The organism is Paenibacillus sp. D9, assembly GCF_001188365.1.
Taxonomy (GTDB): Bacteria; Bacillota; Bacilli; order Paenibacillales; family Paenibacillaceae; genus Paenibacillus_O; species Paenibacillus_O humicus.
In genome coordinates, this window is record NZ_JZEJ01000001.1 from 143,797 (window position 1) to 169,516 (window position 25,720).

25 protein-coding genes and 1 pseudogene are annotated in these 25,720 nt (G+C 60.0%); 17 read left to right on the plus strand and 9 right to left on the minus strand.

Annotation, left to right across the window (positions count from 1 at the left end):
* Window positions 1-65: 65 nt before the first annotated feature.
* The 5 genes and pseudogenes from VE23_RS25550 (at window position 66) to VE23_RS27215 (ending at window position 4,114) form a co-directional block, all read left to right on the plus strand.
* Window positions 66-1,340 carry an ABC transporter substrate-binding protein gene (locus VE23_RS25550; RefSeq protein ID WP_049867067.1) on the plus strand — a complete coding sequence of 425 codons (1,275 nt, stop codon included), beginning with the start codon at window positions 66-68 and terminating at the stop codon, window positions 1,338-1,340.
* Window positions 1,340-2,368, plus strand: coding sequence for a FecCD family ABC transporter permease (locus VE23_RS00650; RefSeq protein ID WP_232313173.1), 1,029 nt, complete (start codon window positions 1,340-1,342; stop codon window positions 2,366-2,368). The genes VE23_RS25550 and VE23_RS00650 overlap by 1 nt, the downstream gene beginning before the upstream one ends.
* Window positions 2,365-3,156 (plus strand): ABC transporter ATP-binding protein, encoded by a 792-nt coding sequence (locus VE23_RS00655; protein WP_048748308.1) that lies wholly within the window; start codon window positions 2,365-2,367, stop codon window positions 3,154-3,156. The genes VE23_RS00650 and VE23_RS00655 overlap by 4 nt, the downstream gene beginning before the upstream one ends.
* Before the next feature lie 52 nt (window positions 3,157-3,208).
* Window positions 3,209-3,586, plus strand: a pseudogene (locus VE23_RS27210) (ankyrin repeat domain-containing protein); the annotation flags it as partial.
* A 6-nt stretch (window positions 3,587-3,592) separates the two neighbouring features.
* The gene (locus tag VE23_RS27215; RefSeq protein WP_232313175.1) at window positions 3,593-4,114 is read left to right on the plus strand and encodes an antibiotic biosynthesis monooxygenase; all 522 of its coding nucleotides are present in this window, start codon (window positions 3,593-3,595) and stop codon (window positions 4,112-4,114) included.
* Window positions 4,115-4,177: 63 nt separating this feature from the next.
* Here VE23_RS27215 and VE23_RS00665 read toward each other — a convergent pair whose 3' ends face one another.
* Both VE23_RS00665 and VE23_RS00670 read right to left on the minus strand, forming a co-directional pair.
* Window positions 4,178-4,513 (minus strand): helix-turn-helix domain-containing protein, encoded by a 336-nt coding sequence (locus VE23_RS00665; protein ID WP_094248001.1) that lies wholly within the window; start codon window positions 4,511-4,513, stop codon window positions 4,178-4,180.
* Between the two features lie 242 nt (window positions 4,514-4,755).
* Window positions 4,756-7,824 carry a PAS domain-containing hybrid sensor histidine kinase/response regulator gene (locus tag VE23_RS00670; protein ID WP_049867068.1) on the minus strand — a complete coding sequence of 1,023 codons (3,069 nt, stop codon included), beginning with the start codon at window positions 7,822-7,824 and terminating at the stop codon, window positions 4,756-4,758.
* A gap of 202 nt (window positions 7,825-8,026) precedes the next feature.
* Between VE23_RS00670 and hemE the strand changes: the two genes are divergently transcribed.
* The 6 genes from hemE to VE23_RS00700 all read left to right on the plus strand — a co-directional run bounded on the left by hemE (window position 8,027) and on the right by VE23_RS00700 (window position 14,640).
* On the plus strand, window positions 8,027-9,103 hold the full coding sequence (gene hemE, locus VE23_RS00675) for a uroporphyrinogen decarboxylase (protein ID WP_049867069.1): 1,077 nt from the start codon (window positions 8,027-8,029) through the stop codon (window positions 9,101-9,103).
* Window positions 9,096-10,034, plus strand: a complete 939-nt coding sequence (gene hemH, locus VE23_RS00680) for a ferrochelatase (protein ID WP_049867070.1) — start codon at window positions 9,096-9,098, stop codon at window positions 10,032-10,034. The genes hemE and hemH overlap by 8 nt, the downstream gene beginning before the upstream one ends.
* A complete protein-coding gene (hemG, locus tag VE23_RS00685; protein ID WP_048748311.1) occupies window positions 10,031-11,482 on the plus strand; it encodes a protoporphyrinogen oxidase in 1,452 nt (483 codons plus the stop codon). The genes hemH and hemG overlap by 4 nt, the downstream gene beginning before the upstream one ends.
* A gap of 113 nt (window positions 11,483-11,595) precedes the next feature.
* Entirely contained in the window at window positions 11,596-12,969 is a 1,374-nt protein-coding gene (locus VE23_RS00690; protein ID WP_049867071.1) for a CapA family protein, read from the plus strand.
* Entirely contained in the window at window positions 12,966-13,742 is a 777-nt protein-coding gene (locus tag VE23_RS00695; protein WP_049867072.1) for a glycerophosphodiester phosphodiesterase, read from the plus strand. Before VE23_RS00690 ends, VE23_RS00695 begins: the two co-directional genes overlap by 4 nt.
* Window positions 13,743-13,767: 25 nt before the next feature.
* Entirely contained in the window at window positions 13,768-14,640 is an 873-nt protein-coding gene (locus tag VE23_RS00700) for a DUF92 domain-containing protein (protein WP_049869589.1), read from the plus strand.
* 217 nt (window positions 14,641-14,857) lie between these two features.
* On the opposite strand, the gene pepF is transcribed toward VE23_RS00700, so the two are convergent.
* The 3 genes from pepF to VE23_RS00715 all read right to left on the minus strand — a co-directional run bounded on the left by pepF (window position 14,858) and on the right by VE23_RS00715 (window position 17,443).
* Entirely contained in the window at window positions 14,858-16,657 is a 1,800-nt protein-coding gene (pepF, locus tag VE23_RS00705; protein WP_048748580.1) for an oligoendopeptidase F, read from the minus strand.
* Window positions 16,658-16,871: 214 nt separating this feature from the next.
* Window positions 16,872-17,051 (minus strand): hypothetical protein, encoded by a 180-nt coding sequence (locus VE23_RS00710; RefSeq protein ID WP_021882110.1) that lies wholly within the window; start codon window positions 17,049-17,051, stop codon window positions 16,872-16,874.
* A gap of 158 nt (window positions 17,052-17,209) precedes the next feature.
* Window positions 17,210-17,443 (minus strand): hypothetical protein, encoded by a 234-nt coding sequence (locus VE23_RS00715; protein ID WP_021882109.1) that lies wholly within the window; start codon window positions 17,441-17,443, stop codon window positions 17,210-17,212.
* Between the two features lie 159 nt (window positions 17,444-17,602).
* On the opposite strand from VE23_RS00715, the gene VE23_RS00720 reads away from it, so the two are divergent.
* Entirely contained in the window at window positions 17,603-18,325 is a 723-nt protein-coding gene (locus VE23_RS00720) for a class I SAM-dependent methyltransferase (RefSeq protein WP_049867073.1), read from the plus strand.
* Between the two features lie 105 nt (window positions 18,326-18,430).
* On the plus strand, window positions 18,431-18,628 hold the full coding sequence (locus VE23_RS00725; RefSeq protein ID WP_021882190.1) for a cold shock domain-containing protein: 198 nt from the start codon (window positions 18,431-18,433) through the stop codon (window positions 18,626-18,628).
* Window positions 18,629-18,714: 86 nt separating this feature from the next.
* Here the strand turns inward: VE23_RS00725 and VE23_RS00730 are convergent, their stop codons facing one another.
* A complete protein-coding gene (locus VE23_RS00730) occupies window positions 18,715-19,899 on the minus strand; it encodes an MFS transporter (RefSeq protein WP_232313227.1) in 1,185 nt (394 codons plus the stop codon).
* A gap of 149 nt (window positions 19,900-20,048) precedes the next feature.
* On the opposite strand from VE23_RS00730, the gene VE23_RS00735 reads away from it, so the two are divergent.
* The 4 genes from VE23_RS00735 to VE23_RS00750 all read left to right on the plus strand — a co-directional run bounded on the left by VE23_RS00735 (window position 20,049) and on the right by VE23_RS00750 (window position 22,819).
* Window positions 20,049-20,366, plus strand: a complete 318-nt coding sequence (locus VE23_RS00735) for a hypothetical protein (protein WP_048748576.1) — start codon at window positions 20,049-20,051, stop codon at window positions 20,364-20,366.
* A 22-nt stretch (window positions 20,367-20,388) separates the two neighbouring features.
* Window positions 20,389-21,471, plus strand: a complete 1,083-nt coding sequence (locus VE23_RS00740; protein ID WP_049867074.1) for a tetraprenyl-beta-curcumene synthase family protein — start codon at window positions 20,389-20,391, stop codon at window positions 21,469-21,471.
* Between the two features lie 55 nt (window positions 21,472-21,526).
* Window positions 21,527-22,495: a 6-phosphofructokinase gene (gene pfkA / locus VE23_RS00745; protein WP_048748577.1), complete on the plus strand. Its 969-nt coding sequence runs from the start codon at window positions 21,527-21,529 to the stop codon at window positions 22,493-22,495.
* A 123-nt stretch (window positions 22,496-22,618) separates the two neighbouring features.
* The gene (locus tag VE23_RS00750; RefSeq protein ID WP_049867075.1) at window positions 22,619-22,819 is read left to right on the plus strand and encodes a DUF3906 family protein; all 201 of its coding nucleotides are present in this window, start codon (window positions 22,619-22,621) and stop codon (window positions 22,817-22,819) included.
* A 116-nt stretch (window positions 22,820-22,935) separates the two neighbouring features.
* On the opposite strand, the gene VE23_RS00755 is transcribed toward VE23_RS00750, so the two are convergent.
* The 3 genes from VE23_RS00755 to VE23_RS00765 form a co-directional block, all read right to left on the minus strand.
* Window positions 22,936-24,129 carry a putative glycoside hydrolase gene (locus VE23_RS00755; RefSeq protein WP_021881692.1) on the minus strand — a complete coding sequence of 398 codons (1,194 nt, stop codon included), beginning with the start codon at window positions 24,127-24,129 and terminating at the stop codon, window positions 22,936-22,938.
* A 266-nt stretch (window positions 24,130-24,395) separates the two neighbouring features.
* Window positions 24,396-24,584, minus strand: a complete 189-nt coding sequence (locus tag VE23_RS00760) for a hypothetical protein (RefSeq protein ID WP_174806358.1) — start codon at window positions 24,582-24,584, stop codon at window positions 24,396-24,398.
* Between the two features lie 149 nt (window positions 24,585-24,733).
* The gene (locus tag VE23_RS00765; protein ID WP_083436556.1) at window positions 24,734-25,567 is read right to left on the minus strand and encodes a YitT family protein; all 834 of its coding nucleotides are present in this window, start codon (window positions 25,565-25,567) and stop codon (window positions 24,734-24,736) included.
* Window positions 25,568-25,720 lie beyond the last annotated feature (153 nt).

The following is a 25,720-nucleotide window of genomic DNA, read 5'->3' on the forward strand; positions in this document are numbered from 1 at the left end:
ATCGTTATCAATATTATAGGGTAGTAATTGATATTGATTCTCATTATTAATCAGGAGGGGTTTACATGGTTTATAAAAAATGGGTGCTGACAACAGCGGCTTCGGCGCTGCTTCTATCCGCCGGAGCCGGAGTTGCGGCTCCAGCTCAAGTATCTGCGGCGCCCGCCGCCATCAAGGTGGCTCTGGACGGCAAGCAGCTCAGCCTCGATGCAAGTCCGATCGTCACCAGCGGCAGGACGCTGGTGCCGTACAGCTCGATCGTAAAATCCCTCGGAGGAAGCGCGCAGTGGGACGCCTCGTCGAAAACCGTTACGGCTTCCGGCAGGGGCGTGAACGTCAAGCTGACCGCAGGCTCTTCCACCGCATACATAAACGGCTCGAAAGTGGCTCTCGACGCCGCCCCTGTCATCCAGAACGGACGCACCTTCGTGCCGCTCCGCCTGCTGTCCGAGGCATTCGGCAAGTGGGTGAGCTGGAATCAAGGCAGCCGCACGGCCGCCATCAGCAGCACCTTGACGCTCAAAACGAGCACAGGCAGCTTCACGCTGAAGGCGAAGCCGAAGCGGATCGTCACCCTCTCGTCGGCGGATACGGAAATGATCTACGCGCTGGGCGGAGCCGTAGTCGGCCGTCCGACCGCGCTCGGCGCCGTCAATCCTCCGGCAGCGGCCTCGGCCGTAGAAGTCGGCAGCACGCACGGCATTCTCTTCGAGAAGCTGGCATCGGTGAAGCCGGATCTCGTCATCGCCAGCCCTGCGCTGAAAAGCCAGCAGGCGACGATCGAGAAGCTGGGCGCCCAGGTGCTGTTCAATTCGCAGAACACGTTCGAGGACATCAAAGCTTCCGTCCGCCTCTACGGCAAGCTGCTCGGCAAAGAGAGCAAGGCGGAGGAAATTACGGCCGGCATGGACAGATCCGTCGGCAGCCTGAAAAAGCCGGCGTCCAAGCCGAAAACGCTCATAGTGTACGGCGCTCCCGGCAGCTTTGTCGTCGCCCTGCCGACGAGCTATCCCGGCAGCTTCCTGGAGCTTGCGGGTGGAGAGAACGTCGCTTCCAAGTTCCCTAAGATGGACACGATGCCCCAATACGCAGAGCTGAGCATGGAGCGCATCGTCGCCTCCAATCCGGAGCTGATCCTGCTGATCACGCATGGCGACGCCGCTGAAGTGAAAGCCGGCTTCAAGAAGCAATTCGAAGGCAATGCGGCCTGGAAGTCGCTGCCGGCTGTGAAAAACGACCGCTTCGAGGTGCTGCCGCAGGATCTGTTCGCAGCCAATCCGGGCATCCGCGCGCCTAAAGCGATCGAGACGATCAACAACCTGCTTCTGCAGGTGGACTGATGGCGGCGGTAATGACTCCGGGAGAGCTCAGGCGCTCCCGAAACCCCGCTTGGGCGCGGAATGCCGCCGTGCTCAGCGCCGTATCCGCATTGCTGGCGCTGGCCGCGCTGTCAGGCCTGGTTATCGGTGCCATCCATATTCCGATCCGGGAAGTGTGGAGCGTGCTGCTCCATCCGGCGGATACGGAAGCCTATCAGATCGTATGGAATCTGAGGCTGCCGAGGGTGCTGACCGGGATGATGGTCGGCTGCTGCCTTGGAACTGCTGGAGCCTTGCTGCAGGGGGTATTCCGGAATCCGCTTGCCGACCCCGGCATAATCGGCGTCTCTTCCGGCGGCGGTCTGGCTGCGATCGCCATCATGATTCTGTTTCCGGCGCAGATCGCGCTGCTGCCTGCCGCCGCTTTTGTCGGAGCTCTGGCCGCATCCGCCGTCGTTTATTTGCTGGCATGGAAGGGAGGGGCTTCTCCGGTGAGGCTGATTCTGGCCGGCGTTGCCGTCAATTCCCTGCTCGGAGCGGCAATGTCCGCCCTGATGATCCTCAACAGTGAAAAGGTGCAGTCCGTGCTGCCCTGGATGTCGGGCAGCTTGAACGGGAGAAGCTGGCCGCATGTCGACACGCTGTTTCCTTATGCGCTGCTCGGCATCGCAGCGGCGATGATGCTGATCAAGCCCGCCAACCTGCTGGCGCTCGGAGACGATGCCGCCAAGCTGCTCGGCGTCCGCGTCGAGGTGTACCGGCTGCTGATCGTGGCTTGCGCCGCTTTCCTGGCCGGCGCCGCCATCAGCACGGCCGGCATGGTCGGCTTTGTCGGCCTTGTCGTGCCGCATATCGCACGTCTGCTCATCGGCGGCGACTACCGGATTTTGCTGCCTGTATCCGCCGTCGGCGGCGCCGCTCTCGTCACTTTGGCGGATACGGCTGCGCGCAGCTGGTTCGATCCGATCGAGTTTCCGGTCGGCATCCTGCTGGCACTGCTCGGAGCTCCGTTCTTCCTCTACCTTCTGCGCAAGGGGGCGAAACGATGAATGTGATTCTAAGCCGCGGACTGAGCTACGGATACCGCAGCCAGCCTGCCGTCGACGCCGTCGACTTCGAGATCCGGACCGGGGAATGGCTCGGCATCGTCGGTCCGAACGGTTCCGGCAAGTCGACCGTGCTGCGCATGCTCGCCAGACTGGTCAAGCCCCATGGAGGGAGCGTGCTGCTGGACGGCGCGGAATTGGATTCCCTGAACCCGAAGGAAACCGCCCGAAAGCTGTCGATGCTGGCACAGAACCAGGATGCTTCGCTTGACATCACGGTCCGGGAGCTGGTCAGGAAAGGCCGGCATCCGCATCTGAAATGGTTTCAGGACGGAAGCTCTTCCGCTCACGAGGATGTCGTCGACTGGGCGATCGCAGCCGCTTCGCTGCAGGAGCTTCAGCATCGTCCGCTCCCGGCGTTGTCGGGCGGAGAACGCCAGCGCGCCTGGCTGGCGATGGCGCTCTGCCAGACGCCGGACATCTTGCTGCTCGATGAGCCCGGCACCTATCTGGACATCGCCCATCAGCTCGATCTGATGGAGCTGGTGCGCAAGCTGAACAAGGAGAGAGGCACGACCGTCGTCATGGTGCTGCATGATCTCAATCAGGCAGCGCGTTATTGCGACCGCCTGCTGGCGGTGAAGAAGGGCAAGATCGCCGCGGAAGGGACTCCTGGCGAGCTGTTCCGGGAAGAGTTTTTCCGCGATATTTTCGGAGTGTCCGGGCGGATCCGCACCGAAGACGGGATTCCCAGCTTTCAGCCGGTGCGGACGGTCAGGCAAAAGGCATAACGGCTTGCGGCTCTATCGCCGCTATATAATTATCTAACAGGAGGAGTCGTAAATGAAGGAACCGGCATTGGATCCATCTCTCGTAAGAGCGTTTGTAGCATCGGCGCATGGAGAGTTTGACCAGGTGAAGGCTTTGCTTGAGCAGGAGCCGAACCTGCTGCATGCGGCGATGAATTGGGGCGGAGGAGATTGGGAGACGGCGGTCGGAGCCGCTGCCCATACCGGTAGGAGAGACATTCTGGAGTGGCTGCTGGAAAAGGGAGCCCGGATCGATCTGTTCGCAGCGGCCATGCTGGGCGAGCTCGCGCTCGTCAAGGCGGCATTGGAGAAATATCCGGCCCAGCTGCATGCGGCAGGCCCGCATGGCATCACGCTTCTGCAGCATGCGCTGATGGGCGGCGAGCAGGCGGCGGCGACGGCAGACTTCCTGAAGTCGATGCTGAATGCTGCTTCCGAAGAGCCTGAAGCCGAAGCAGGAGCCATCCTTGTCGAAAATGTGATCAAGGTGAAGGCTGGGTTCGGAGAGGCTGTTCTTGAACGTTTCGCCAAGCCGAAGCAGGTGCATACGTTCAAAGGGTTCATCCGCATGGATGTGCTGCACGGGAAAGCTGCGGATGGAGACGAGGAAATCCGGGTATGCACGACATGGGAGAGCAAGGCGGACTTCGAAGCCTGGGCGTCCAGCGACTCCTTCCGCGGCGCGCACTCGCGCCGGGACGGAGAATCCGGTGGCGGAGAGCAGGCTCCGGCCAACGGCCCTTCCCACGGCCAAGCTCAAGGTCATGCTCACGGCCAGTCCCACGGCCAAGCTCAAGGTCATGCTCACGGCCAGTCCCACGGACAGGGAGGAGCACTTGGATCGGCAGCTCAAGGTCCGGTAATCGGCAATAAAGTGACGATTTATCGTGTGGCCGCTTCCCATCTGCCTGCGTCAGCCGCTGCAGATGCTTCTGTCTGAGCCTGAACGAGGCCGAAACAAAAAAACAGACGCGGATTCCGATCCGGGTCTGTTTTTTTGCTGTTACTTATCTTCTTTATACTGGATGATCGGCCGGATGACCTGCGAGATCAACCTGATTTTCTCGGGGGAGCAGCCTTCGAGCATATCCATGATCTCGTGGCGGAGAAAATCTTGCGAGCTGCTGTTGGCTCCGCTCAGCAGATACTCCGGAGTTTCCTCCAGGACGACGCAAAGCTCGGATAGTCGGTCGAGATTGAGCGGGGTTTTGCCGCGTTCGATTTTGCTTATGTAAGCATTCGATACATCCAGATGCTCGGCAAGAGCCTCTTGGGTCATCCCCTTCTGCTCACGGGCTTTCTTGATGCGCTTGCCAATAATCGAGTAGTCATATGCCACTATTCCATCACCCTACCAAACTATAACAACCTTTGAAACGGTCTTACATGTATCCCGATTCCAACTGAACCTATCGTTCAATCCTATTCGGAATGGGGGGATGCCCGGGATAGGCATGCCTTCCTGAATGCGCGATTTTCGGCACAGCCAAATGAAAATCCCCTGTGCAAGCTCTGCCCGGGCTGTGCTGAATGCCGGCGGGCGGAGCTATGCATAGGGGATTGTACGGTATGGATAAGCCGCTATTCGTCGCCGGCGCGTGAGCCGATCTCGCCTGCCGCCAGCCGGCTGAGCACGCGCGCGACTTCGGAAGCGAACACCGGCTTGCTGATGAAGTCGTCCATCCCCGCATCCGCGCAGATCTTCTTGTCGGATTCCTGGGCGAAGGCGGTCACGGCGGCGATGGCCGGCTGCCTGCCGAGGGGCAGCCGGCGGCGGATGGCGGACGCCGCTTCAAGGCCGTCCATGACCGGCATCTGCAAATCCATGAACACGATATCGTATCTTTGGCGCTCCAGGATGGACAACGCTTCGGCGCCGTTGCCCGCCGTATCGGCGAGACAGCCCATCTTGGATAGAATCGTCCTCAGCAGCGAGCGGTTGACGGAGTTGTCGTCGACGACCAGCGCCTTGATGCCGGGATAAGAGTTCGCGGCCAGCGGCGTCTCCGGATGAGGCGCTCCGGAATGTTCCGTCTGCAAGAGCTCGGAGTCCTCAGTCTGAGGAAGAGCGAAGCGGAGAACGAAGCTGAATACCGAGCCTTCGTCTTGAACGCTCTCGACTCCGATCGACCCGCTCATCAGCTCCACGAGCTTGCGGCAGATTGCAAGTCCAAGCCCCGTTCCCCCGTACTTGCGGTTGATCGCCGGATGCAGCTGGGAGAACGATTGGAACAGCAGGCTCTGCTTGTCCAGCGGGATGCCGATTCCGGTATCCCTGACGCTGAATTCCACCATGCAGGACGCCTGATCCGAAGCTTGCAGCGAAACCGACACGGTGACGGAGCCCTCGTCGGTGAATTTGACGGCGTTGCCGATGAGATTGGCGAGCACCTGGCGGATTCGTCCCGAATCTCCGATGACGAGGGACGGCAATTCGGCAGGGAAGCCGAGCTCAAGCGAAATGCCCTTGGCTCGCGCGCTGGCTCGGAACAGATCCGCAACGTCCGCGACGGTCTCCCGAATCTGGAACGGCTCCAGATCCAGCTCCATTTTGCCGGCTTCGATCTTGCTGAAGTCCAGCACTTCGTTGAGAATGCGCAGGAGCGCATCGCCGCTCTCGATGATGGTTTGCGCATATCCGTTCTGCTCCTCGTCCAGCTCCGTGCTGGCAAGGAGATCGGCCATGCCCATGATTCCATTCATCGGCGTCCGCAGCTCATGGCTCATGATGGCAAGGAATTCCGATTTGGCCCGGTCGGCTTCTTCCGCCGATTCCTTGGCGCGGATGATTTCCTTTTCCCCGGTAATATCGCGGAAGACGATGACAGAGCCTTTATGCTCGCCGCGGTCGAGGATCGGAGTCACGCTGCATTCGGCAAGGAAGCTGGAGCCGTCCCGGCGCCACAGCACCGTCTCCTGGCTGCGGTAAGGCTGCCCGCCCCGGATCGCCTGGTGGATCGGGGAATGCTCGCTGCGATACGGAGTTCCGTCGGCCCTCGTCTGCTCGATCATGTCGAGGTAGGACCTGCCGGCGATATCGGGGTGGCTCAGCCCGAGCATGGCGGCGGCAGCCGGATTCATGAATACCGAGGCTCCATCCACATCCACGCCCAGAATTCCCTCGGAGACGGCATTGAGAATCAGCGTATATTGATAGCCGAGCTTCTCGATCTGCTCCAGATGGCGCTTCCGCTCGGTGATGTCCTGGGACAGCCCGTAGACGCCGACGACCTCGCCGTCCACGATGATCGGAATGTTGATGGTGTTGATCTCGAGCTCATGGCCTTCCTTGTGCCGTATTTTCAGATCGTATGATTGAGGCTCTCCCTGGCAGGCCAAGCCGAAGTGATGCAGAGTCTTGTCGAGATACTCTTCCGGCACAAGCGGCCCCCAATAGTTGCCGATCAGCTCTTCCATCGAGTAACCGGTCAGCTTTTCGAGGTTGGCGTTGGCTGTCAGATAATCTCCCTGCAAATTCATGGAGTATACGGCCTGCGGACTGTTTTCGAACAGGGATTTGTATTGCTGCTCGCTTTCCTGCAGACGCTTCTCCAACAGCTTCTGCTCGGTGACATCCTGCACGAAGCCTGTATAATGGTACGGCCGTCCGGATTCGTCCACCCGCGGGACGCATTGGGAGTAGACGTAGCGGATCGAACCGTCCGGCAGCGATACCGGATATTCCCATTCCCGGGGCGTGCCGGGATTGCTGGCGCCGAGGCGGAGAAACTGCTTGATATCCTCGGAGGCGTCGGATTCGATGTTGAGCGCATCGATGATGGCGTCGCTTGCGGGCGCCGACAACGGCAGCCTGCCCTCGTACATCGCCCGGGTTTCCTCGGAGAACGACATCTGGTTGGAGATGACATCCCATTGCCAGGCTCCGATCCGCGCCATATCGAATACGGTCTGAAGCATTTCCTCATAGCGCTTCATGGCCGACACATCCCGCGCATAAGTCAGGATGCGCTGCCTCCCATCCGGCAGGTCGAGAACCTTGAAGTAGGACTCCATCCAGATGAAGCGCCCGTCCTTGTGCCGGGTCCGGCGCACGAAGCTGCGGTTCACGTCAAACATATCTCCGTTGGCCATCTCCCGGGCTTCCCGCTCGTGGTAGAACTCCCTGCGGTTGCGTCCGATCATCTCATGGACCTCATACCCGAGAATCTCCTTGCAGGAAGGAGCGATATAAAGGATCGTTCCGTCCGGCGTGCTGCAGCTCACGAGATCCCGAGTATTCTCGACGATCAGCTCGTACAGGTCCTCGTCGAGGGCGATGGGGAATTCCTGCAGGGAATCGGGAAAGGCCTGGACCATGATGGTAGCATGGCCATCCTCCTCCAGCAGGGTGAGCAGGCAGTCGATCCGGACGGCTGCGCCGTCGGCCTTCAGCAGAGTCAGCCCGTGCCGCAAAGGGGATTCGGCCTTGAGCAGCCGCTGGAGGCTTTCCGGATCATCGCCGCCTCCGAGGAAGGGGCCTTGACCGCCGGTTTCCGGGCCGCCCGATTCGGCAATCCATCCGCATAAGCGGCGGAAAGCGGGATTCATCGCGCTCCAGGCGCCGTCCTGGACGGACAGAAACGCGATTCCATCCTTCGAATGGCGGAAAGCCATTTCTGCGAATTGAAGATCATTGTCAGGCAGTTTCATCTAGTATGATTTCTCCTTGTCCTTGGCACGCTGGCGGCAGCCCGCTTTGCTGATAGTATAATCCTTTTCCAATCAAGAAGGAATGCCTATCGTTTGTCATAGGATTGTCATCTCCCCCCGCCGGGTAAAGGTTGTTAGCGTTTTTAAAAACGGGCATAATGGAAAGCGAAGGGAAATTCATAGAAAGAAAAGGGGAGCGGATATGATACAGAACGACTCCTTCCTCCGGGCGGCCCGCGGGGAAAGCACGGATCATGTGCCGGTATGGTACATGAGACAGGCAGGGCGGTACGATCCGGATTACCGCAAGATCAAGGAGAAGCATACGCTCCTGGAGATTTGCAGGCAGCCCGAGCTGGCAGCGGAAGTCACGATGATGCCGGTACATAAGCTTGGCGTCGACGCCGCCATTTTATATTCCGATATTATGAATCCCGTTGCATCCATGGGGATCGATTTTGATATAGTCGCAGGCATCGGCCCCGTCATCCACAATCCGATCCGCAGCGCGGAGGACGTGCGCAGGCTGAAGCCGATCGACGTGGAAGGGGATTTGTCCCACGTCCTGGAGACGATCCGGATTCTTGACCGCGAGCTGAAGGTTCCGCTCATCACGTTCGCCGGCGCGCCGTTCACGATCGCCAGCTACCTGATCGAGGGCAAGCCCTCCCGCAACTATCTGCGCACCAAGGCGCTCATGTACAGCGAGCCGGCCGTCTGGTTCGAGCTGATGGACAAGCTGGGCGACATGGTGATCGCCTATCTGCGGGCGCATGCGGACAACGGAGGCAAGGCGTTCCAGCTGTTCGACAGCTGGGTCGGCTCGCTCGCCCCGCATGATTTCCGCGTCTTCGTCCTGCCGACGATCACCCGGATTTTCAGCGAGCTGTCCGATCTGAAGCAGCCGGGCATCTACTTCCCGGGAGTCAGCTCGGGCGAGCTGCTGCCGGAGCTGAAGGGCCTTCAGGCCGACGTGATCGGCCTCGACTGGAGGGTCGGCATTGCAGAAGGACGCCGCCGTCTCGGAGGCGGATATGCGGTTCAAGGCAACCTCGATCCGGTCGTGCTTACCGCTCCGATGGATGTCATCAAGGATCATGCGCGCAGCATTATCGACGAGGGCATCAAGGAGCCGGGCTACATTTTCAATCTCGGACACGGCCTGTTCCCCGAAGCGTCCCTCGACAAGCTGAAGCTGCTGACGGACTACATTCACGAATATTCGGCCGATGCCATCGCCACCCGGAGAACGGCCGCAAAGGAGATGCCTCATGTCTGACAAAACGATCGGCGTCCTGGTCATGTCTTACGGCACGCCGGAGAGCCTGGACCATGTGGAAGAATACTACACGCATATCCGCCGCGGAAGCGCCCCTTCGCCGGAGCAGCTCAAGGAGCTCAGCGACCGGTACGATGCGATTGTCGGCGGCGTCTTTCCGCTGCGCGAGAACACGGACCGCCAGGTAGCCAGCCTGCAGGACAAGCTTGAGCAGGCCGCACCCGGACGCTACCGGTGTTATCAGGGGCTCAAGCATGCCCGTCCGTATATCGAGGACGGAGTGGAGCAGATGGCGGCAGACGGAATCACGATGGCCGTCGGCGTCGTCCTCGCTCCCCATTTCTCCACCATGAGCGTGGCCAGCTACAACAAGCGGGCGATGCAGAAGGCGGAGGAGCGCGGCATCACGATGGTATGCGTGGAATCCTATCATCTTCATCCGAAGCTGATCGAAGCGCTGGCGGAGCGCGTGAGCGAAGGAATGAAGGCTGTCTCCGAGAAAGCGGGAGGCGCTTCGGTCAAGGTGCTGTTCAGCGCGCACAGCCTTCCCGTCCGCATCCGCGAATCCGGCGATCCATACGAGGAGCAGCTGCTCGAAACTTCCCGCGCCGTGGCCGACGCTTCCGGCGCGCACAACTGGGAGTTCACCTGGCAGAGCGCCGGCCGCACGAAGGAGCCATGGCTCGGACCGGATATTCTGGAGACGATGACCCGGCTGGCCGGCGACGGAGAGCAGGCGCTGCTGGCGGCTCCGATCGGTTTCGTGTCCGACCATCTGGAAGTGCTTTACGATCTCGATATCGAGGCGATGGCCGAAGCGGACAAGCTGGGCATTGCCTTCGGCCGGATCCGGATGCTGAATTCCGACCCTCTCTATATGGAGGTTCTCGCCGACTCCGTCGCGAAAGCGGCTCAAGGACTCGGGGAATGAACGGCGATCGGAGAGCTCTGCGGATCGCTGTGGTCGGCGGAGGCTTGACGGGTCTCAGCGCGGCCCATTATATCCGCAAGGGGCTCGAGGAGCGGAATCTGGAGGGCGAGCTCGTGCTCGTCGAGGCTGGAAAACGGCTTGGAGGACGCATCGAGACGCTGCGCAAGGATGGATTCACCATTGAAAAGGGACCGGATTCGTTCCTCGCCCGCAAGCTGCCGATTCTGGAGCTGACGAGAGAGCTCGGTCTACTTGACGAGCTTGTCCGCACCAATCCGCAGGCGGCCAAAACGTACATCTATCAAGGCGGGCAGCTGCATCCGATGCCGCCCAAGCTCGTGCTTGGAGTGCCGGCGGACATGGCTTCATTCCTGAAGACGGAGCTTCTCGGCACGGATTCAAAATTCCGGGCGTCCTGCGATCTGCTGCTTGCGCCGCGCCCGGACGACGGGGAGGACGAATCCGTCGGCGCTTTCCTGGAGCGCCGCATGGGTCCCGATATCGTGGACCGGATCAGCGAGCCGCTGCTTGCCGGCATCTACGCAGGCGACCTTTACAATCTCAGCCTTGCAGCGACGTTTCCCCAGTTCCGCCGGGCGGAGCTCCAGCATGGCAGCCTGATTCGAGGCTCGCGGGCGGGCAGCCGGGGCGCGGCTCCTGCGGCTCCTCCCGATTATTTGCCCGAATCGGTCAAAGGCAGCGTCTTCATGACGTACAGGCACGGCCTTCGGACACTGGTCGAAGGATTGGAGCGATCGCTGGAAGGCGTGCGCATCCTGATGGGCACGGCGGTTGCTTCCATCCGTGAATCCGTCGGGGAAGGCTGCCGCTACGAGCTTGAGCTCGGCAGCGGAGAGAGGCTTGAGGCGGATGCGGTCATCGTGACCGCTCCGAGCCAGGCAGCGGCTTCGATGCTGGAGCCGCTCGCGGACATGTCCGAGCTGCGGGAAGTGAAGTATGTATCTGTCGCCAACGTGGTCATGGCCTTCACGCGCCGGGATGTGGAGTGTATGGAATTCGACGGCTCCGGCTTTCTGGTGCCGCGCTCGGAGGGCCGTACGATTACGGCCTGCACGTGGACCTCATCCAAATGGCTGCACAGCAGCCCTTCGGATCATGTTCTCCTCCGCTGCTATGTGGGAAGGGCGGGCGCCGAGGAAGCGGTGGAGCTGTCCGACGAGGAGCTGACGGCCGCGGTTCTCCGCGACGTGAAGGATACGATGGGCATCGAGGCGCGCCCTCTGTTCACCGAGATCACGAGGCTGCGCCATTCCATGCCGCAGTATCCGGTCGGCCACGTCGCCGCCATGGGTCGGCTGCGGGCAAGAATGGCGCAGCAGACTCCCGGCGTTTACGCGACGGGCGCGGCGTTCGACGGCGTCGGACTGCCGGATTGCATCCGGCAAGGACGCGAGGCGGCGCAGCATGTTTTGGGACTGTTCCAATAAGTGGACGGCTCCTTTTCGCTATGAAGCGAAGAACTTGGTATAATGGCATGGTATTTGCATCGCGACCGTCCTCATCCAAGCTACTTCATCATATCGAGAGGAGCTGTCTTTTTTTGTTCGTATCCCGTTCCAACTCCAGACAGCATCACCGTCGTCAACGCAAGCGTCGGCTCCGCCGGCTCGTCATCGTCAACTTCATTCTTCTGGCCGCCGCGGCTTTGCTTGTCGGCGGATTTCTATGGAACCGGACGGATCCTTCCGCCAGCGGAGGCGGCAGCTCGGCTTCTTCCGGAGGCTCCGGCAGCGGCGGGACGAGCCCGGTTCCGGATGTTTCATCCGATTCATCTCCCGCGCCAAGTCCGAGTCCGACGCCTTCTGCCAGCCCGGAGCAGCCTTCGCCGACGCCGGAGCCTGGCGAGCAGCCGAGCCCGTCGCTGAGTCCGACGCCGGAGCCGACCGTCTCGGCGACTCCAAAAGCGACGCTGCCGCCGGCTGTCTCCACGAACCCGGGCAGCGGCTGGAGCGGCGGTATGCCGAAGGATGCGGGAGCTGTCCGCCTCGCTTTTACGGGCGACATCCTGCTGGCATCCAAAGTGGCGGATCAGATGGAGGCGAACGGCCTTGACTATCCGTTCAAGGGCGCTGCTCCCTATCTGTCCAAGCCGGACCTGACGGCCGGCAATCTGGAGACGCCGATCACGCTGCGGGGCACGCCGGCAGAGAACAAGCAATATGTATTCAAAGGCAAGCCCGGCTATCTGAAGCCGCTCAAGGACGCCGGCTTCGACGTCGTCACCGTCGCCAACAACCATACGCTCGACCAGGGCACGGAAGGGCTTCTGGACACGATGAAGTACCTCGACGACGTCAAGCTTCCCCATGTGGGAGGCGGCCGCAACGACAAGGAGGCCTTCGCTCCCGTCATTCTTTCGAGCAAAGGCGTCAAGATCGCCTACATAGGCGTCAGCCGCGTGCTTCCTGTAACGGACTGGATGGCAGGGCCGAAGCGGATCGGAGTCGCGGAAGCCTACAATTCGGCGAGGGCGGTCGAAGCGATCAAGTCCGCCAAGGAAAAGGCGGATCTGGTCGTCGTCATGGTCCATTGGGGAACCGAGCGTTCCGATCAGCCGAACGCGCAGCAGAAAAGCCTTGCGAGGGATCTCGTTGACGCCGGAGCCGATCTCGTCATCGGCGCGCATCCCCATGTGCTGCAGGGCTTCGAGCTGTACAAGGGCAAGTGGATCGCCTACAGCCTGGGCAATTTCATTTTCACCTCGAATTCGAACTCCAAGACGAGCGAGACGGGCGTGCTGGACGCCGTCTGCTCCAAGGAAGGCAACTGCGGCCTGCAGTTCCATCCGATGAAAATAACGCTCTCCCGGCCTGCCCCTTTGGAAGGAGAGGAAGCCGCAGCGCTGCTGAAGCGTCTGAACGGCATCAGCTCCGCAGCATCTGTCGGGACGGACGGAATGGTGAAGGCGCGTTGAGAAATCCATGCGTCGCTCATCGAGGCTGGTCCGGCGCCGCGCCCGAGAATACGCTGGCTGCGGTTCGGCTGGCTGCGGAAGCGGACGATGTCGAGTGGGCCGAGATCGACGTGCAGCTGTCCAGCGACGGCATTCCCGTTCTGATGCATGACAAGCGTCTTAACCGCACGACCAACGGCGGGAGGGCGGAGGCTGCCCGCGTTGCTGCCGCCAAGCTTCAGTCCCTGGATGCCGGAAGCTGGTTTTCCCCGGCCTTCAGTCAGGAAGGCGTGCCGCTGCTGGAGGAAGTTCTGCGGGAAACAGGGGACAGGCTGAAGTTCAACATCGAGCTGAAGCGCCACGACCGGGTGGACGGCTTGCTGGAGGAGCGGGTGGCCGAGGCGGTGGAGCGGAGCGGAATGCGGGAGCGCAGCGTGCTGACCTCGTTCAGCAGGGAGTCGCTCAGGCATTTGAGGTCGCTTGATACGGGCATCAAGACCGGCCTGATCAGCGACAGCTGGAGCGCATCCTTGCCGGCCGAGCTGTCGGGACTAGGCTGCAGCCTGCTGTCGGCCGATCATTCCGCGATGAACCGCGAGCGGATCCGCCTCCTCAAGGCGGCGGGCATCCGGACGATGGTCTGGACGCTGAACGACTTTCGCCTTATCCGGCGTTATGCGCTCATGGACCCTTCGGTTTTGATCTGTACGAATTACCCCGACCGCTGGCGGGAAGCGCTGCGCAGCCTTCCGCAGCCGCTGGAGCTGCCGGGGCGGGATGCTTGGCCGGGATGAGCAGACGAGGAAGCGGGGCGGGACGATGACGGAGAACGAGCTATGGACGCTGCTTGAATCGGAGCCGCTGCTGCGGCTGGCCATCGGAGCGGCTGGCAGCCTCGCCATTGCCGGAACGGCTTATCGGCTGCGGGCATTGTCGGGTTCCGGGGCGGCCGCGGCCGCTTTCATGGGAACCGGCTACGTCTTCTATGGAGGGCCGGTCTGGTTCGGCTTGCTGATTGCATTTTTCGTCTCTTCGACCTTCTGGTCGAAGTGGAAGAAGAAGCATGCGTCCAAGTCCGGAGCGGAAAAAAACTACGCCAAGGGCAGCAGGCGGGATGCCGGCCAGGTAACCGCAAATGGAGGCGTCGGCCTTTTCCTTTGCGCGGTTTACGGCTTCTGGCCGGAGCAATGGCTGCTGTATGCCTTTGTCGGCGTGATGGCCAGCGTCAACGCCGACACCTGGGCGACGGAGATCGGCGCGCTCAGCCGCCGGGCTCCGGTATCGGTGCGCACGCTGCGTCGGGTGGCGCCGGGCACGAGCGGCGGCGTCACGCCGCTCGGCAGCCTGGCTGCGCTTGGCGGCGGCGCCTTCATCGGCGCCTGCGCCATGCTGCTGGCGCAGGCGCCAACGGGCTGGAGCGCCGCGGCCGTGCCGGCGCCTCCCGCATTGGCGCTGCTGCTCGCCGGCGCCGCTGCGGGCCTGGCCGGCGCGTTCGCCGATTCATGGCTCGGCGCGACCGTGCAGGCCATGTACCGCTGCCGGGTCTGCGGCAGCGAGACGGAGCGCGCCGTCCATTGCGGCTCCGCTTCCGAGCGCATCCGCGGCTTTGGCTGGATGACGAACGACGCGGTCAACCTGCTGTCTTCCTTGATGGCCGGGGCGCTGGCTGCCTTGCTCGGGGAGCTGCTCTAGCCTCGAAGACAGAGAAATGGCGGGAGGGTTTTTTCAATCCAAAGAAGAGCCGAATGAAAGCGCTGCTTCCATTCGGCTCTTCTTTCCTTCAGCAGCCTTGGCTGGCCGTGAAGTTTTCCAATTAAAACAACTTTGCTGACACTTGCCATTTCCCATGAAAAAAGCGTCCGTTCAAGCAGTTTGAGCTGCCTGTACGGACGCTTTTTGGAATGAAAGCTTATTTGGCCGAAGCCGTCAATTCCTCGAGCTGGCTGATGACGCTCTCGAACACGCTCATCGCCTGCTCGATCGGCTCCGGCGAGCTCATGTCGACGCCGGCCTTCTTGAGAATGTTGATCGAGAAGTCGCTGCCGCCGCTCTTCAGGAAGCCGAGGTAGCGGTCCACCGCCGGCTGTCCTTCCTCCAGAATCTGCTTGGCGAAGCTGGTGGCGGCGGAGAAGCCGGTCGCATATTTGTACACGTAGAAGCTGTTGTAGAAATGCGGGATGCGCGCCCACTCCATCTCGATGTCCTGATCCACGACCATGCCTTTGCCGTAGTAGAGGGCGTTGAGGTCGTAGTAGATCTTGGACAGCTCCTGCGGCGTCAGCGATTCGCCCGCTTCGGCCTTCTCGTGGATGATCTTCTCGAACTCCGCGAACATCGTCTGGCGGAACACGGTCGTGCGGAACTGGTCCGCGTAATAGGTCAGGAGGTACATCTTCTCCTTCGGATCCGTGGATTTGTTCAGCAGGTAGTCCATCAGCAGCGCTTCGTTCAGCGTGGACGCCACTTCGGCGAGGAAGATGGTGTACTGCGCGTCGCGGTACTTCTGGTTGCCGTCGGAATAGTACGAGTGGAGGGCATGGCCCATCTCGTGCGTCAGCGTGAACATGCTGTTGAGGTTGTCCTTGTGGTTCAGCAGCACGTACGGATGCGTTCCGTAGGCTCCCCAGCTGTATGCGCCGCTGCGCTTGCCTTCGTTCTCATAGACGTCGATCCAGCTGTTGGAGTAGCCTTCCCGAAGCGCCTTGCCATAGTCTTCGCCCAGCGGCTTCAAGCTCTCCGCTGTGATTTTCTTGGCCTCGTCGAACGTGATCTTCATGTCGAACTCGTCCACGAGCGGGGCGAACAGATCGTACATATGCAGCTCGTCGACGCCGAGCAGCTTTTTGCGAAGCTCCATGTAGCGGTACATGAGCGGAAGCGACTTGTGCACCGTGTCGATCAGGTTCGTATAGACCGTCTTCGGAATGTTGTCTCCATAGAGAGACATCTCGAGGACGGAAGGATATTTGCGCGCCTTGGCATAAAAGACGTTCTTGGTCACATTCGAGCTGAGCGTCGAGGCCAGCGTGTTTTTGAGCTTGCCGTATGTAGCGTACATCGTCTTGAACGCGTCCTCGCGGACCTGGCGGTTGCGGCTCTCGAGAAACTCGATGTAGCGGCCGTGGGAGAGCTCGACTTCCTCGCCCTTCTCGTTCTTGACCTTGGGGAACTTCAGATCGGCATTGTTCAGCATGCTGAAGATCGTCTGCGGCGAAGAGCTGATGTTGCCGACCTGGGCCAGCAGCGATTCTTCATTCTTGGAGAGGACATGGGCTTTCTGGCGCTTCATCTCCTCCAGCGTATGGCGGAAAGGAGCGAGCTCAGGATCGGCGATGTAGGCATCGAGCTTGTCGTCGGGAAGGGCGAGCACCTCAGGCGTAATGAAGCTGAGAGCTTCTCCGGCTTCGACGCTCAGGCGCTGCGATTTTTCGGACAGGGCCTGGAATTCGGGCTCGGCCGTATCCTCGTGATGCTTCATGTTGGCATACACGTACAGACGCTCTACATGGTAGCCCAGATCGTCTTCCAGCTCGAAGCAAGCTTTGAGCTTGGCGGCGTCGCCGAGCGTGCCCTGATAGGAAGCGACGGATTTAAGCTTGGTCTTGGCTTCCTGATATTCCTTGTCCCAGGCTTTCTGGTCGGCGAAAATGTCTTCCAGCTTCCAGCGGGATTCTGGCGCGGTCTCGGAACGTTTCGGTACTTGGCTCATAGTCGGCCTCCTTGTCGGGGTCTTGGATAGGGCCTGAGCGGGGGGCGGGAACGCCCCGCCGGCTCCGGATCGGGACAGGACCGCTTCGCTCTGTTCGGAAATCCGCTGGGGACTTCCAGGCAGCAGGCTGAGGGACAGGAGCAGCGGAATCCATTTCATGATATGACCTCCAAACCAGGCATAGTCTGCCTAGTATGGCATGTCTTTCCCCTCGTTATGTCCCCAGGCTGAACAAGGTCATGACAACGACGAGGAAAGCGAATGCCACGAGCACGATGGCGGTCAAGGCGAGCGGCTTGCGCAGCCGCTCGGGGATCTGGTTCCGGCTCATGAGGATGACGGCCCCCAGGACGAAAGCGGAAAGAATGAAAATGGCAGCGGAAGTCGTATCCATCGCTAAGGGTTGCCTCCATTGCGGATTGCTGACGGCTGCCTGCATGGGCGGGAAAGCCGGCGCGGCCTTGCATAGGGGCAGGACAATAGACAACGCGCAACCGCTCGGTTATCCCATTCGGTGCGGAGCGCCGTTTTCCTGCCGGATGTTCGGAACGGTCAGACTTCGCGGAGTGCTTCCAGGATGGCGGTGCGCTCTTCCTCTCGTCCGACGAAGTCGCTTGCACGGAACCTGTTCTCCGCCCAGTGCATCATTTCGGGACGGGATACGAACGTAAAGCATTCTTCGCCCCACTGGTCCGATATTTCCCTGGCGATGAGCGTTTTTCCGTGGACCTCCACATTGAGCATGTTGTATTTGTCGCGTTTATAGATCTGATGCTTCTTAATCACGTGGCTTTTGTCCTCCCGTTATTTGTTATCCCTTCATCATAGCGTTAAAAAAGGCTGGAAATCAACCGCCGGATCGGTTAGGATCTAACCATCTCCAGAATATGGAGATTCTGCCGGCGCCGAGAGAGCGCCGGAGAAGAAGAGCGGAGGAGAAGCAGAATGAGCTTGGGAATGGGAATGAAGCCTTACGAGCAGCAGGGAGTCGCCGTCACTTGCCGGAGCCTCGAGGAGTACATGGCCATGTTCGGGCTGTCCGGGGAGGACCTGGCTGCCGGCGAGATCGCGGATGTCGCGGGCGGAGCCTCGTCGTTCACCGCGGATGCGGCTGCGCGCGGCTATCGGGCAGCGGCATTCGATCCTACGTATGGAACCGCTGTCCCTCAGTGGCATGAAGCTGCGCTTGCGGAGATCGACGCGTCGACGGCCAAGCTGGAGCGGCTGAAGAATCAGTTCGACTGGAGCTATTACGGCGATCTCGACCGGCACCGGTCGGGCAGGATGGCGGCGCTCGGGCGGTCGGCCGCAGATCGGGCGCTGCCCGGAGCGGAGTACCGCTACGTCGCGGCAAGCCTGCCGGAGCTTCCGGCGGTGGACGGGCGGTTCGCGCTTGTCGTCTGCAGCCACTTCCTGTTTTTGTATGCGGAGTCGTTCGGCTACGAATTCCACCGCCGTTCGCTCCTCGAAATGATGCGCATCTGCGCGCCGGGAGGCCGCGTTCTGGTCTACCCGCTGCTGTCTCTGCGATGGGAGCCGAATGCGGATCTGGAACGATTGATGAAAGCGGTTGCGGCTGCAGGCGGAATCACGGAGCTCATGCCGTCCCGACTGCCGTTCATCCCAGGCTCCGACCGGTTTTTGCAGATCTCGATTCCGGTACGGTAAAAAATGGATTTAACCGTTCCGGCTCGTTGCAATCGGCATGGCTGGTGTGTATAATGGGCTTATTCGCCGCTCTCCAAGGCGGCGTCATTTTAGGAGGTTGTTCATTTGAAAGGAACAGTTAAGTGGTTCAACGCAGAAAAAGGCTACGGTTTCATCCAAGTCGAGAACGGTGAAGACGTATTCGTTCACTTCTCTGCTATCCAAACCGACGGCTTCAAGTCGCTGGACGAAGGTCAAGCTGTAGAATTCGACATTACGGACGGCAACCGCGGTCCTCAAGCTGCTAACGTCGTTAAACTGTAGGTTTATAAGATCCGCTTAGGCGGGTTTGCTTCTAATAGAGCAGAACAAGGCCCCCTCAAGGGGGCCTTGTTTTTTTGCGCCTTTTTTTAGTTCCGGGAACAAGCATGGATGGCGAGGATGCTGGCCGATGCCGTCAAGGCTAGGCCGGAGGCGATGTAGAAAAACGGAGCGCTGCCCAGATGCTGGAACCAGTAGCCCCCGGCGAGGCCGCTGATTACGCCGGCGATTCCCGTCCATACGACAGCATACAGCGCCATTCCGGAAGCGCGGTATTGATCGGGAATGACCGTCGCGACATAACGGATGGCCGTCGAGAAAAAGATGCCGAACGATACGCTGTGCATCAGCTGCGTCAGCAGGAACAGCGACGGATCCTCGATGCGGGCGTTGAGGAAAAAGCGCACGGCGTACATAGCGGCTGCGATGGCAAGCAGCGGAAGCTCCTTGAACCGGCTGCCGTACCGTCCAAGCAGGAACAGGACGGGAATTTCGCTTAGCGAGGACAGCGACCATGCCGCCCCGACAAGCGCATCGCTCGCGCCGCGCTCGCGCATGGCGAGCGCGAGGAAGCCGTCGTTCATCCGGTGGGCGACGGAAAGGACGAGCACGATGGAGAAGAAGGCGATGATGTCCGGCCTGCGGACAAGCTTGACGAGGCCGGAGAAGTCCATTTTGCCGCTCGCTCCGCGATAGTCTCTCAGCTGCCATGCGATTACGAGCGACACCGCCGTCGTAATCAGCGCGATCGATACGGTCGCTCCCGTTCCGGTGAGCTTCAGCACCAATCCGATGGCATAGGCGGCCATGCAGAAGCCGAGCGAGCCGAATATGCGGATAAGCGCATAAGGGCGTCCCGTATGGGGAGCCGACATCAGAAGCAGGCTGTCCGAGAGCGGGTTGACGGGAGTCTGGCACAGATAGAAGGCGGCCATGACAAGCGCCACCGGACCGAAGGCGCTGAGCGGAAGAAGCAGGGCGGCGAAAGCGAGCTGCCCGAACAGCAGGGCGAGAAGAATGCGGCGGATCGTGCGGTATTTGTCGCTCAGCGCCCCTGCGACAAGATTGGCTGCGATCGACAGCATCGGACCCGAGGAATAAATGAAGCCGATTTGCTGGCTCGAAAAGCCCTTGTCGATGAAGTAGAGCGGGAAATAGGAGACAAGGACAGCCTGGGTAGCATAGATGGAAAAGCAGAACGCCCGAAGTTTCCAGGCTTCCCGGGCTGCTGCTCCGGGCGCCATCAACGTTCGGGAGGCGGTCATGTCGGACATGTGCCAAGCTTCACTCCTGTCGTTGTCATTATTCCGTCCGCAAGAACTCTTGAAAGTATAGCATGGACGGTCGGCAAGGCGACATTGTTTTCAGCTTCGGCACTGGATTTTAGGGTTTCGGGATGGTAAAGTTATTTTGGAGGTTTACCATGGGGAATCGTTATTTCCGTACGGACAGCCGGCTCGGAATCCCGCTTCCGTCGCTGGACAGGCGGTGGGAGGAATACGAGGCCGGCGAACAGCTGTTCATCATCGAGCAGTGGGAGCTGATCCGCGGCCGCATACCGGATCTGGTCAAGGCTTTCGAGGACAGGATCCGGGACAAGCAGGAGATGCTCGAGGACGAGGATGACTTCAGCCATTCCTGCATCCTGAACAGCGAGATCGCCGAGCTTGCAAGCCGGATCAACGATCTGCATATCTGGTACCGCGTCAATCAGGAGATTGAACTGCGGCGCCATTCCTAAGCAAATTCGGGAGGCGCCATACATGAGCGAACGAACATTGACAGCCGGCAAAGCGCCGGCAGAGCCATTGCGCCTGATGTACCGGGTGTACAAATACGCGCTTCCGGACGTCTCGGCGGAGCTCGAGAGCCTCAGGCAGCGCGCCGAGCGCATACCCGATCCCGAGCTCCGGACGCAGGCTCTGAGCAGCATGAAGGAAAAGAGGTTCCATTGCCAGGGAGGCTCCGTATACGCAATCGCGGATCCGGCTTCCCGCAAGGTCCTCATACCGCTGATCGTCGCGCTGCAGACGATCAGCGACTATCTGGACAACTTATGCGACCGAAGCACATCGCTGGATGCCGACGATTTTCGGCTGCTGCACCGCTCCATGCTGGATGCCGTCGATCCCGACGCGGAGCTGACGGATTATTACGCGCTGCGGACGGAGCGCGACGACGGCGGCTATTTGCATCATCTGGTGCGCACCTGCCAGCGCCAGGCGGCCATGCTGCCCGGCTATTCCGCCGCGCAGCCGGAAGTATCCCGGCTGGTCGGCCTCTACGGCGATCTGCAGGTGTACAAGCATATCGCCAAGGATTTGCGGGAGGAGAAGCTGCTGGCGTGGTGGGAGCTGCACCGGCGGGAGTACCCCGAGCTCCGGTGGAACGAATTCGCCGCGGCGACGGGCTCGACCCTCGGCATGTTCACGCTGTTCGCCGCCGCTCTGGATCCGGCTCTGACGCCGGAGAGAGCGGCAGAGGTCAGGAGGGCTTACTTCCCCCATGTATGCGGGCTTCATATTCTTCTGGACTACTTGATCGACCAGGAGGAGGATCGCGAGGGCGGAGACCTCAACTTCTGCAACTACTATAGCGGAACGGCCGAGGCCGCCCAGCGGATCGGAGAGATCGTCCAACGGGCCCGCGAGGATATCCGCAGGCTGCCGGAGCCCGGCTTCCACCGGATGATCGTTGAAGGGCTTCTGGCTCTTTATTTGTCCGACCCCAAGGTCAGCGGCCAGCAGGATGTCCGCAGCGTATCACGCAAGCTGATGAGGCGCAGCCCGCTGACCCGCTTGTTCTTCTTCATGAACAGCGTGGTCATCCGCCGCATCCGCGCCTAATAACGAAGCTGTAAGCCATTTTTCAAATAAATATGCGTCATTGGAGGATTTACACATGTCAGCTGTTAAATCGATTGCTGTTCTGACCAGCGGCGGGGATTCCCAGGGAATGAACGCTGCCGTGCGCGCCGTGGTGCGCAGCGCCCTGTATTACGGACTGGATGTATATGGCGTCCAGAGAGGCTACCAAGGCTTGATCAACGATGACATCCGTCCCATGGACCTGCGAAGCGTCGGCGATATCATCCAGCGCGGAGGCACGGTGCTGCAGACAGCCCGCTGCAAGGAGTTCCTGACGCCGGAAGGCCAGCAAAAGGGGGCTGACGTCCTGCGCGAGCGGGGCATCGACGGACTAATCGTCATCGGCGGGGACGGCTCTTACCAAGGTGCGAACAAGCTGAGCAAGCTCGGCATCAAGACGATGGCATTGCCGGGCACGATCGACAACGATATCGCATATACCGATTTCACCATCGGATTCGATACGGCCGTCAGCATCGTCGTGGACGCCATCAACAAGCTGCGCGACACGATGACCTCGCATGAGCGCTCGTCCATCGTCGAAGTCATGGGCCGCCATTGCGGCGATATCGCTCTCTATGCCGGTCTGGCGAGCGGAGCGGAGACGATCATCGTGCCCGAGGTGGAGTACGATCTGGACGAGGTGTCCCGCCGGATGCAGGACAACTTCAAGCACGGCAAGCGCCACAGCATCATCGTCGTCGCCGAGGGCGCGGGCAAAGGCGAGAACGTCGCCCAGCATATTACGGACTGCTGCGGCATCGAGCCGCGCACGACCGTGCTCGGCCATATTCAGCGCGGCGGGGCGCCGACCCACAACGACCGCATCCTTGCGAGCCAGCTTGGCGATTTTGCCGTACGCCAGCTTATGGAAGGCCATTCGGCCAAGTCCTGCGGCATCATCAAAGGCGAGCTGACCGCGACCGACATCGACCTTGTCGTCAACACGAAGAAGCCGTTCAACATGGAGCTGTACAACCTGGCTCTCCGCTTGTCCCAATAACAAGTGTTGCCGTTCAAAGAACCAAGCCCTGTCCTGCGGCCCTAAGCCGCAGCGGCAGGGCTTTCTGGCAGCCGGGCGCTGAGTAGGCACCTAACGACGACATCTCTCAAGGAGGAATCATCTATGTTCCTGTATAAGATCGAGATTCAGCTTGAACAAGGGCAGGCGCATCTGATCGTGCTCGCCGCGACAGACGAAAAGGCGTTTTCCTACGTGGAGAGCCATGTGCAGCGGCATTTCCTGAAGGTTCCCGAGATGACCTCCATCGCAATCGTGGAGAAGAAAAGGGCGGAGCCGGGCAACGGCTATGTGATCGAGGGATAGCGGCGCGGAATGCGGAATGAAAAAGGTCAGCAGCCTCATGGAGGCTGCTGACCTTTTTTTTGCGGGTGGAAGCGAAGTCATCGCCGCTTCCTCCGAATCGTTGGGAATGAGTGCGGTTATTTGAAATTGGCGCTTTCGGTATAGCTGTTGCCTGCATTCCAGAGCAGGTATTCCTCGACGCCCGTATCGTGCAGCGCCTTGATCTGGGCTTCCACTTCGGTTTTGCCGTACTTGATATAATGGCCCTTGCCGAGCCAGCTGGCGGTGAAGTCCTGGATCCATGGCCGGATGACGGGCTTGTAGCTGCCGATCGGATCGAGCTTTTTGTGCGTGTCCACCATCGAGCCCTTGATGACCTGGTAAGGACTCGTGTCGGGGTTGGAGGCGCCGAACCAGCCGGTGGAATAATGGCTTGGATAGACCATCGGGCTGATTACGTCGACATACTTGGAAATCTTCACGAAATCCTGGCCGATGCCTTCCGCTGCCGGAACAGAGGCGGCGTAACCGAAGATGTCGACCGATACCCTGACGTTGAGAGGGGCCAGCTGCTCTCTGGCGTACTTGACGAATCCGGCGACCGCGTCGACGCGGCTGATGTCGGTCTTCTCATACTTGAGCGTGTCGGCTTTCTTCTCGAAGCCTTCAGGGAAGCGGACGTAATCGAACTGGATCTCCTTGAAGCCGAGCTTGGCGGCTTCCTTGGCGACCGCGATGTTGTAATCCCATACTTCCTTGGAATAAGGATTGACGAAGGCATCGCCTTTGCCGTTTTTCCAAAGTGTGCCATCCGGCCGGACGTAGCTCAGCTCATGATGCTTCTCGGCGAGCACGGTATCCTTGAACACGACGATCCGGGCGATCGGATAGACGTCATGCTCCTTGAGCTGGGACATCAGGGAAGGCATGTCCTTGATGTATTTCTTGGCGGTGCCGAGCTTGAGCAGCTCGGCGTTGTCCGTCGGATACGTCAAGTAGCCGTTGTCGTCCTTGATGTCGACGACCATGCTGTTGAGATCCGTTTTGTCCAGGAGGCTCAGCAGTTTCGGAAGCCGGGCTCCGCCCGCGCTGTGCGCGGTCACGTAGATGCCTTTGACGGCGGGAGCGTCCGGCTGCGGATCCTTTTTGACGTAGTCGCCTCCGCCGGCATCCGGCGCCTGCACTTCTTTGGCCGGAACGGCCATGACTTCCTTGCCTGCGGCGGCGTTGAGGTAGGTGGCCATCATCCCATGGGATGCGTCTGCCTGCTGGCCGGTTCCTCCGGAGAGGAGCTGCATGAGGAGCAGCAGCGTCGAGTAAACCATTTCCATTCTATTCTCTCCCTATGTACTCTTCTCTTGAGATTATAAAACAGAATGGGTATGGCTGACACAAGAAATTTCATGCAAGTTGTTGAATAAGGGCGAATGTTGTCTTTATGCAACCGATAAGTGGAAAAGGGATGCATTTGTAAATGCGGACAACCAAAAAACCCGCCTCGAGGAGAGGCGGGCAGCCAGGCGCATTCGGAACGGGATGTTCCTAGTTCCCCGGGCTTTCGCCTTGGGAGACGAAGCCTGCGGGCAGGGCCGGGCATTTAATGCAAAAGCGTTTGTTTCTGGTATTCACAAATGCTTTGCTGGACGATTTCCATTGCATCGGCCGGTTCCAGAACCGAAAATCCGTCCCGCAGGACGATTTTGAGGCCAAGCTCATGCTCCGTGAGGAAGGAATGAAGCTCAGGCGCCAATTTTTCCACAATCCTCGAAAGTTTGACCGTTTCCATATCCACCTTGCATCACCCTTTCTCATCGATGTGTTCAGGGCAGAACGCTGGGCATGAAACATGAACTACGGGATAGGGTCAGTATACCATCTCAAGGCCGCCATTCAAAGGGAAGCGGAGAGAAATCCGCTGCTGCCCAGAGCATCCGTTCAATTCGCATTGCGCCTGAAATCGCCGAGAATGCCGACCGTCTCCACGATATTGACGAAAGCCTTGGGATCGAGCTTGCGCACCATCCGCTTCAGCTCGTCCAGCTCGTAGCGTGTCGTGACGGTCATCAGCATGTCGTTTTCCTCGGAGGTGAATGCTCCCCTCGTGCGGATGACGGTGACTCCCCGGGGCCGCGCAAGCATCTGCTGGAGCATGTCCTCCGTGCGCTTGGTAATGATGAACACGGTGACTTTGAGATGGCGGATATGAATGATATCCACGATTTTCCCGGCGGTAAAAATCGAAATGAGCGAATATAAAGCAATTTCGGCGCTGCGGGTGAACGCGGCGAGAATGACGATCACAAGGCCGTTGAGAAGAAAGATCAGCATGCCGACGGGAAGATCGCGGGTGCGGCTGACGATGGAGGCGATGACGTCGAACCCCCCGGAGGAGCCCCCGGCCCGCAGGCAAAGTCCGGTTCCGAAGCCGAGGACGATGCCGCCGAATACCGATCCGAGCAAAATATCCCGGGCCAGCATGTCGACGGGAATCAGCTGCATGAATAGGGAGGCCGCAGCGACGGAATAGGCGCTCCAGCCGACGAACCGCTTGCCGAGCGTGAACCATCCCCAGATCAGCACCGGAATGTTGAGCACCAGATACAGCCAGCCGATATTGCTGTTCGTCAGATAACCGATCATCATGGAGATCCCGGAAATGCCGCCGCTCAGCAGCTGGTGGGGGATGAGCAGCAGATTGAACGCGACGGCGATCATCAGCGAACCCGCTGTGACGGAAAGCCAGGACAAAGCGGCACGCATTGGTTTCATGAGGACCTCCGATCGGAATGGCATTGTATAGCCTGGGGAGCGAAGCGGAAAGCTATTTGACATGTCCACCCTAGTATGGCTTTGCATGCGGCTGGTATTCATGCATGTCTTTGTGCTATACTAAACAGGATATTTTTGAAGCGAGCTTTACAA